General features: G+C 67.6%; 4 protein-coding genes and 1 pseudogene. All 5 read left to right on the top strand.

Features of this window, described 5'->3' with window-relative positions:
- Positions 1-10: 10 nt before the first annotated feature.
- Positions 11-3,037: a CHAT domain-containing protein gene (locus NZK81_RS18250; protein ID WP_260047524.1), complete on the top strand. Its 3,027-nt coding sequence runs from the start codon at positions 11-13 to the stop codon at positions 3,035-3,037.
- A 12-nt stretch (positions 3,038-3,049) separates the two neighbouring features.
- Positions 3,050-5,089: an adenylate/guanylate cyclase domain-containing protein gene (locus NZK81_RS18245; protein WP_260047523.1), complete on the top strand. Its 2,040-nt coding sequence runs from the start codon at positions 3,050-3,052 to the stop codon at positions 5,087-5,089.
- The gene (locus tag NZK81_RS18240) at positions 5,070-5,822 is read left to right on the top strand and encodes a hypothetical protein (RefSeq protein WP_260047522.1); all 753 of its coding nucleotides are present in this window, start codon (positions 5,070-5,072) and stop codon (positions 5,820-5,822) included. Before NZK81_RS18245 ends, NZK81_RS18240 begins: the two co-directional genes overlap by 20 nt.
- 178 nt (positions 5,823-6,000) lie before the next feature.
- Entirely contained in the window at positions 6,001-7,752 is a 1,752-nt protein-coding gene (locus NZK81_RS18235) for a ShlB/FhaC/HecB family hemolysin secretion/activation protein (protein WP_260047521.1), read from the top strand.
- Positions 7,749-9,331, top strand: a pseudogene (locus NZK81_RS18230) (hypothetical protein); the annotation flags it as partial. The gene NZK81_RS18235 and the pseudogene NZK81_RS18230, both read left to right, overlap by 4 nt.

Below are 9,331 nucleotides of genomic sequence, written 5' to 3'. Positions count from 1 at the left end.
CTTCGGTGGCTTGACCATCACCATGACCGCCGGGGCCGTGCTGGCGAACGCTTCCGACCTGCAACCGTCGGTCGCCGAGAGCTTCCCGGTGGGCACGTCCGGTTCGGCATGCCTGGCCCAGAGCGTAACGATGGGCGCCGCCCGCGCCTCCGTTTTCGACCGCAAGTGGGTCGTACTGTGCAGCGACGCCGCGAAGCCCGTCGGCACGGCCTATGTTCTCAAGAACGACACCGACGCGGCCGCCCGCATTGCCTCCGCGCGGGAAGAAACCCTCGAATGCAGCCCGACCGACGCCTTCGGTCGCGCGAGTTGCCGCGGAGCCGCCTCTGGCCTGGAATGGCGGATCTATCGCCGCAGCACCGACCGGGGGCTGATCGTCGTGGAAGGGCTGGCAGGCTTCGATTCCGCCCTGCAGCTCGCGTTCGAAAGCATCGCCAGGGACCATGTCGTCCCGGGCAACGTCACCATCGCCAACCTTGGCACGCAGGACGCCTTGGCCCTGGCCAAGGCCCGCGCCGCCGTTACGGACGCCGATACGCTGATCGGTCAGGGCTATCGCGACAACAGTGCCGGCTCCTACGCCGAGGCCGCCGAGTTTTTCGCCGCCGTCCCTGAGCGCATGGCCGAGGATCAGGGCGGGAACGAAGCCTCGCGTCTCTCCCGCCTGCACGAAGTCACGATCAACCGCGCGCTGCAGAATTCCAACCTGGGCGCCTTCGAACAGGCCCGGCGGTTGTTCGACGATGCCGACAGGATGGGCGCCAGCGACGCCGTCCAGACGCGCCTTGCCCGCAACTACGAGGCAATCGATGCCATCAACCGGGGGGACCTGGACAAGGCCCTGGAAATCCTCGCCCGCCCGGTCCCGCCGATCTTCGCGCCCGCTGCCACGGCGGACGGCACCGTGCGCATCGACACGCTGACCGCGGCCGGCCTCAACAGTTCGGGCGGCACCGCCCTTTCCGGCATCCTCGGCCAGCCGACCCGGCTCACGCCGAACGAACGTGCCGCGATCGTCGATGCACAGGCCAAGCAGCTGCGCGGCACGGTGCTGCGCCTGCAAGGAAAGCCCGATGCCGCGCGCAGCGCGCTGGTGGCCGCCTACAACGATGCCATGCGCGTGCGCGACGGGCGTGTCGTTTCCATCACCAGGCTGCGCGCGCAGACCTTGTCCGAAATGGCCCTGAGCTATGAGGCGCAAGGCCGCACTGCGGAAGCCGAAGCCCTCCTCCGACGCGCGCTCTCGCTGGTCGAGAGCCAGTATCCCGACAGCATCTCGGTCAATGCCGCCAGAGCGCGGCTGGCCGGCTTCCTGTCCCGGCACGGCGCGACCGACGAAGCCATCGGCATCTATCGAACGGTCGTGGCCGATGTGACCGAACGGCGCGGCACGCTGGTCGGCATGACTAACCTGATGCGCCCCTACTTCGACCTGCTAGCCACGAAAAGCGCGACTGATCCCGCCGCTATCGCCGCGCTGTTTCAGGCCAGCCAGCTGATCGAACGCCCCGGCGCCGCCGATACTCTCGCGGTGCTCTCGCGCGAGCTGGAAGGCGGCTCGGACGAGGCGGCAAGCCTGTTTCGCAGCTCGCTCGCCATTACCCGCGATCTGGAACGCACGCGTATCGCCCTCGCCCGTGCCAATGCCGAAATGGCCGCAGGCGGGCCCGATCCCGGCATCGCCGCCATGCGCGAACAGCAGGACCGCCTGCGCGGCGCACAGCTCCAGACGGTCGAGGCGCTGTCCGCCTATCCCCGCTATCGCGCGGTGGCGCACCGCGTCGTCACGCTGGACGACATGCGCGCAACGCTCGCCCCGGGCGAAGGCTACCTCAAGCTCGCTAATCTCGCCGGGTCGTTCTATGCCGTGCTGGTCACGCCCGACACGGCAAAGGCCTGGAAGGTCGCGATGTCCGCGGCCGAGGTGAGCGATGCCGTCACCACCTTGCGCGACAGCATTTCGGTCACGATCAACGGCGTCCAGTCGACCTACCCCTTCGACGTCGATACCGCGGTCAAGCTCGACAAGGCGCTGCTGGACCCTGCGACCGGCGAGATCGCGACCGTGCGTCATCTGGTGTTCGAGCCCGACGGGGCGATGCTGCGGCTGCCGATCAACCTGCTCACCAGCGATACCAAGGGCGTTGCCGCCTATCACGCCCGCGTGAATGCCGGCGGCGACGAGTACGACTTCACCGGCATCGACTGGCTCGGGCGAGACCGCGCGGTCAGCACCGCGCTTTCGGCCGCCAGCTTCCGCGACGCGCGCAAGACCCCTGCATCGCAGGCCAAGCGGAGTTTCCTGGGGCTGGGACAGAACGCTCCACTGGGGCCGGTCACCAGCGTGCCGGGCGTGCGCAGCGGCGCCGAAGCGAATATCGACGCGGCGTGCGACTGGCCGGTCTCGACATGGAACCAGCCGGTTTCGGACCTCGAACTGCTCAAGGCGACCAGCGTGTTCGGGGCATCGCAATCGAGCCTGATGATCGGGGCCGCCTTTACCGACGAAGCCGTCGAGGCGCGCGAAGACCTCGACCAGTTCCGCATCGTCCACTTCGCCACGCACGGCCTCGTCACCGCGCCGCGCGTCGGCTGCCCGGTGCGCCCCGCGCTGCTGACCTCGTTCGGCGATGCCAAGTCCGATGGCCTGCTCTCCTTCGGCGAGATCTTCGACCTGCATCTGGACGCCGACCTCGTGATCCTCTCGGCCTGCGACACCGCCGGCGGTGCCGGACTCGCCGTCACCCGCGAGGCGGGCCTGAGCTCGGGCGGCGGCCAGGCTCTCGACGGTCTGGTGCGCGCCTTCATCGCCGCCGGCGGCCGCCAGGTCATCGCCAGCCACTGGCCGGCGCCCGATGATTTCAACGCGACCGAGCGGCTCTTCAACGGCTTCTACCATGCCAACGGGACCAGTGTCGGCGAAGCGCTGCGCACTTCCGAGATCGCCCTGATGGACGATCCGGTGACGTCGCATCCCTATTACTGGGCCGGCTTTGCGGTCATTGGCGATTCCGCCCGCGCACTGACGGTTCGCTGAGGCACGCGGACGATGACCGAAACCGGCAGCCCTTCTTCCGTTCCCTCAAGGAACCTGCTGCGCAAGGGCTGGCGCTCCGTGCGCGCGGCATCGGGGCGGCAGCTTGTCGTTTCGGGCATGCTGCTGGTCATGGCGCTCATCGTCGCGCGGTTTTCCTGGTACCTGCCCGTGACCGCCGACACGGAACGCACGCTGTTCGACATGCGCAGCTACGTCACCGCGCCGCGCACCGGGCAGGACCAGCGTATTGGCATCGTCGCCTATACGGACCAGACGCTGATTTCCGCGCGGAAGCGATCGCCGCTCGATCGCGGGCTGCTGTCGCGCGCCTTGCGCAACCTCGACAAGATGGGCGCCAAGGCGATCGGCATCGACATCCTGTTCGACCAGCCGCAGGACGAGGACGACGAACTCGTCGCCACGCTGCGCGCGATGAAGACGCCCACGTATATCGGCTACGCCGAGTGGTCGACCAACAAGAACGACATCCAGTACGAGCAGCAGGCCTACCTCCAGCATTTCATGGAGCGCCTGAAAGGCAGCAATGCCCACCCTGCCAGCGTTCGCCTGAGCAATGCCTACGGCGCCACCCGCGAATGGCCCGAGATCGTGCCCGACCTGCCTCCGGTGTTCGCGCGCGCCATGCTGGTGAACGGGGATGAACAGGCCGTGCACCAGTTCGAAGGCTATACCGGCTCCATCCGCTACGCCCTCCCCGCGTCGGACGGCACGCCCCTCTTCCTGACGCTGCCGATCGACACCTTCGCCATCCCGCTCGAAGATCCCGAAATGGCCGGGCTGATCGGCAGCCAGATCGCCGGACGCTACGTGTTGATTGGCGGCGACATCATCGACACCGATCAGGTGACGACCACGCTGACCACGTACGACAACAAGACCGTCCCCGGCATCCGCGTCCATGCGGCAATGATCGCGCAGATGCTCGACGGCGCGCGGCTGTCTCCGGTGCATTGGTGGCAGCGCTGGGCCGTCGCGTTGCTGGTGGTGGTGACGGCCGCCCTGACCAGCCTGATCGAAGCGCGCATCTGGAAGGCCGTGCCGCTTTTCATCGTGCAGATCGCGCTGTTCGCCGGTGTTCCGTTCTACCTCCAGCACGCGGGCGTCGACACTTACGGCACGCCTGCCGCCGGCTGGATGCTGGGCTGGATTCTCGCCTATATTGCGGTTGCGGCCGCCGTGCGCGCCTCGGGCGCCGTCGAGCGGCGCTTTGCGCAAGACGCGCTTGGCAAGTACCTGCCGCAGGACATCGCGCAGGAAATCATCGACAACCCCGAACGGCTCTCGCTGAGCGGTTCCAAGCGCGAGTTGTTCATCCTTTTCAGCGATCTGGAAGGCTTCACCAAGCTGTCGCACCAGCTTGAGCCGGAAGTCGTGGCCAGGCTGCTCAACGAATACCTCGACCAGCTGAGCGCGGTGGTGCTGGAACATGGCGGGATCATCGACAAGTACGTAGGCGATGCCGTCGTCGCCTTCTGGGGCGCACCGATCAGCCGGCCGGACGATGGCCGCAAGGCGGCCCTGGCCGCCTACGCGATGTGGCAGGCGGGCGAGGATTTCCGCAAGAGCGTCGATCCCTCGCTGCCGCCGATTGGCCGCACCCGCGTGGGCCAGCATTTCGGCGAGGCCGTCGTCGGCAACTTCGGCGGCGAGCGGCGCATCCAATATACCGCGCTCGGCGACGCCATGAACACCGCCGCACGGCTCGAGTCGGCGAACAAGGCGCTGGGCACCTCGGTAATCGCCAGCAGCGAATTCGCGGAACGCTCCGGGCTCGACTGGTGGCGCCCGCTGGGCCGCGTGGTCCTGCGCGGACGGGCCAGCCCGGTCGACATCATGGAGCCCGCGCCCGATTTTCCCGGGGACGACCGGCGGATGCTGGTTCGGGCCCTCGCGCAGGCAGAGATCGACCGACCCGCCGGAATCGCCGCCATAGAGGAAATCGCCGGGCGATATCCCGACGACACCGCCCTCGCCAATCTGGTACACAGGATGCACAATCTAGGAGAGAACGATGCCTACGTTCTGGGATAGAACCCCCAAGCGGCGCGCTGCCGCCGCGCTCGCCGCCGTACTGGCCCTTGCCGCGCCGCTGGCTGCCAAAGCCGGTATCGTCGTCGCATCAAGCGGGCCGTCCGCCGCCAGCTTCCCCGTCGGCACGAAACTGCCCGACGACAGCAAGATCACCCTGCAGACCGCCGACAGCGTGACCATCCTCGACAGCCGGGGAACGCACGTCCTCAAGGGTGCCGGCACGTTCACCGTCGGCGCGCGCGGAGGCCCGACGCGGGCGTCGACGTTCGCCGTGCTCACCCGCGAACGCAGCGCCCAACGGGTGCGAACGGGAGCCGTGCGCGGCTCGGGACCGGACGGCAAGCCGCTCAGCCCCAACCTGTGGTATGTCGATGCCTCGCGGTCGGGCACCGCGTGCGTCATAGACCCCACCATGGTCCGGCTCTGGCGACCCGACATCGAGGATGAAGGCCGCTACCTGATCACCTCCGGCGCGGACAACGGCGAAAAGGCGCTCGTCACGTTCGCTCCGGGCTCGATGGTTGCCGCCTGGGACCCGCAGAAAACCCCGGTATCCGACGGCGCAACCTTTACCATCGCGAAAGAAGGATCGGCGCAGAAAGGCACGGTTGCCTTCGCCTTGCTCGAACGCAAGACCTATGAACCGGAAGACCTTGCCGCCGCGCTGATCGCGCATGGCTGTCAGGCGCAGCTCGAACTGCTTTCGCAGTCACTGGCGCTGCCGAGCGATTAACCGAGATGCCGGCTCCACCCGCATCGCGGGCGGAGCAATGGCGCAATGCATACGAAGTCCGGACAGATACCGGACATGACGATCCAGCCATCTGGGAAGAAGCAAAATGGGGCGGCACGGCATGATGGGGACCAACAGGCGAGCGCGGAGCAGCTCCGCCCGCCTGACGAGGATTCTGATGGGAGCATCGGCATTGCCGGTGGTTGCCCTGCCCTCGGCCGCGCAGGCCCAGGCAGCCCAGCCGCAGGCCCCCACCCGCGAGGAACTCGGGATCGATTCCACCCTGCAGGCCCCGCCTCCGCCACGTTCACGCCTTGTCGTCGAGGGCGACATCGAACGCGGCCCCTGCCCGCTGGCCGCCCCGGCCTTCGCCGATACACGGGTCACCTTTTCCCGGGTCACTTTCGGCAATCTCGAGGCCGTGCCGCCCGGCACGCTCGATGCGAGCTGGCAGGACATGGCCGGGCAGGACCTGCCTGTCGCGGCACTTTGCGAAGTGCGCGACCGGGCCGCGACCAGGCTGCGCGAGATGGGCTATCTGGCCGCCGTGCAGATCCCGCCGCAGCGGATCGAAAAGAACGGCGAAGTGCGCATGGACGTGCTGATCGCCCGTCTGGTGGAAGTGCAGGTGCGCGGCGATGCCGGCGCCAATGCAAAGCACATCGCCGCCCACCTCGCCAGACTGACCAAAGAACCCTACTTCAACGCCCGCCGCGCCGAGCGGCAACTGCTGATGCTCAGCGACATTCCCGGCTACGACGTGCGGCTTGTCCTCAAGCCGGCCAAGGGGGCGCCGGGCGATGTCGTCGGCGATGTCCTGGTCAAGCGTCATCCGGTCCAGATCACCGGCGGCATCCAGAATCTGGGATCGAAGGCCGTAGGCCGCGAAGGCGCCTTCATGCAGGCGACGTTCAACGGCCTGACCGGAATGGCCGACCGCACCCGGATAAGCCTGTTCAACACCTTCGACATCCACGAACAGACGGTCGTTCAGGTCAGCCACGACTTCGCGCTCGACAGCAACGGCCTGCGCATGGGCGGAAGCCTGCTCTATGCCCACAGCGAACCGGGCGAGGCAGGACCGTTCAATTCGGACACGCTGGTCGGCGATATCGGCCTCAGCTACCAGTTGGTGCGCCGCCAGACCTTCTCGCTCACCACGGCGGGCGGGCTGGAGATCGTCGATCAGGATCTCGATTTCGGCTCGACCCCTCTCACCCGCGATCACCTGCGGGTCTTCTACGCCCGTCTCACGGCGGACACGATCGACAAGGACAGTCTGGCCGGGCGCGGCGGCTATACCGCCAACGAACCCAAGTACCGCCTGTCCGGCACGATCGAGGCGCGCCAGGGCATCTCCGGGCTCGGTGCGAGCGACGACTGCAAGCCGATCACGCAGTGCCTTGCGCCCCGTGTGCCGATCAGCAACATGCTGGCCGATCCCACCGGCTTCGTCCTGCGCGCGCAGGCCAGTGCGGAATACCGCCCGGTGCCCGAAGTCACCGTGGCCGTTGCGCCGCGCGCCCAGTATTCGCCCGACAGCCTCCTCGCCTACGAACAGTTCAGCGTGGGCAACTACACGATCGGACGCGGGCTCGATCCCGGGACGCTGCTCGGAGACAGCGGCATCGGCGCCGCGGTGGAGCTGCGCTATGGCCGGCTCGCGCCGAAGTCGCCCGAGGATCTCGCGCTCCAACCGTTCGTCTTCATGGACAGCGCCTGGACGTGGCACAACGACGGCGGACTTACGAACGATCCGCAACGCGCCGCAACCGCCGGCGGAGGCCTGCGTGCCCGCTGGGGCGACCGCCTCGACTCCGCCTTCACGCTCGCCGTTCCGCTCAACGATGCCGGCCTTGCCAAGACGCAGGGCGACGTCCGTTTACTCTTCACCATCAGGGCACGGCTGCTGCCGTGGAATCCGTCATGACCATGAGAACGAGCAAAGGCGCACGCCGTACTGTCCTCGCCGGGGCCAGCCTCGCCGCGCTGGGTCTTGCACTGGGGTGCCCGCCCCCGGCCCGGGCGCAGTCGTTCCAGGGGAGCGCATCGGTCGTCCCCGGATCGGGCAGTGCCTTCGTCACCACCGGTGCCGGCACGACCAATGTCGAGGTTCTCACCCCCGAAGCGGTCATCGACTGGACGCCTACCGATACGACCGGTACCGGAACGATCGACTTCCAGCCGGCCGGAACCACCACGACGTTCACCGACAGCGTCAACGGCGGCGGTGACTTCACCGTGCTCAACCGCATTCTGCCCGTCGATTCCACCGGCGCGCCGGTTGCCCGGATGGTCGCCTTCAACGGCACCGTGCAAAGTACGGTGTTCGGCGCGCAGGGCGGCAACGTCTGGTTCTATTCGCCGACCGGGATCATTCTGGGTGCCACCGCGAATTTCAATGTCGGCAGCCTCGTTCTGACGACCAATCCCATCGACACGACCGGCGGCCTGTACGGGACCAATGGCGAAATTCGCTTCCGCGGCGGCGCGGGCTCGACCGGACTGGTCCAGATCGATCCGGGCGCGCAGGTTACCGCGCGGATCAACCCGACGACGCTGAGCAATGCCTACGTCGCCCTTGTCGCCCCGCGCATCGTGCAGGGCGGCACGATCGATGCCGACGGTCCAACCGCGCTCGTCGCCGCCGAGCAGGTAGACCTGACGATCAACGCCGGCCTGTTCGACATCGTCGTGACCCAGGGCACGACCGACGCGAACGGCATCGTCCATACCGGCTCGACCGGTGGCGCCACGACGATCGGATCGGGCAACTTGCCCCAGGCAGCCCTTGTCGCGGTGCCCAAGAACGACGGCATGACCATGCTGCTGTCCGGCACGTTCGGCTACACGCCGGCGACGGCAGCCAGTGTCGATGGTGGATCGGTCGTCCTCTCTGCAGGCAACGGACTGGGTTTCGACACCACCGGCGGCGCGGCGACCGGCAACATCGCCATCGGCGATGCCGTGTTCACCTCGACGCTGACGGCCAATGCCAGCGACACGATCGACGTTGCACCGACCAGCCTTGCCGAATTCGACAAGCTCGCCACGCTCGATGCACTGCAGGCCGTCGACCTGACCGCCACGAACGGCGCGGTGATCAATGCACTGGCCACTGCGGGCATGTCGCTCGACGTCCACGCCGGCGATGCGATGACCGGCGGCACGATCAACGTCACGGGTGCTACGGCAGGCGTGATCGATGCCGCAGGCAGCTTGCGCTTGCGGACCAGCGGCAACGGCTCGGACACGCTCCTGTCCGGCTTCGACGGCGTCGGCGGCACCATCAACATCGCCATTGGCAATGCCCAGCTTTCCGCAACACAGAGCATCGACATCGATGCCAACGGCTATGGCGGGACGGGAATCACGACAGGCGGGGACGGCATCGGCGGCACCATCGCGATCTCCGCCGCGCAAGGCAGCATCACTTCCAACGGCCTCAACCTCTACGCCGGCGGATACGGCGGCAGCGGCGACACGCTGGGCGGTGCCGGCCTGGGTGG

It is taken from the genome of Novosphingobium mangrovisedimenti, assembly GCF_025153475.1.
GTDB classification, from domain to species: domain Bacteria; phylum Pseudomonadota; class Alphaproteobacteria; order Sphingomonadales; family Sphingomonadaceae; genus Novosphingobium; species Novosphingobium mangrovi_A.
This window is presented reverse-complemented; position numbering and strand designations above follow the sequence as displayed.

Excerpts from the sequence above, each read along its gene's own strand:
- NZK81_RS18240 (WP_260047522.1), top strand. The coding sequence starts at position 5,070 with ATGCCTACGTTCTGGGATAGAACCCCCAAGCGGCGCGCTGCCGCCGCG.
- NZK81_RS18235 (WP_260047521.1), top strand. The coding sequence starts at position 6,001 with ATGGGAGCATCGGCATTGCCGGTGGTTGCCCTGCCCTCGGCCGCGCAG.
- NZK81_RS18245 (WP_260047523.1), top strand. The coding sequence starts at position 3,050 with ATGACCGAAACCGGCAGCCCTTCTTCCGTTCCCTCAAGGAACCTGCTG.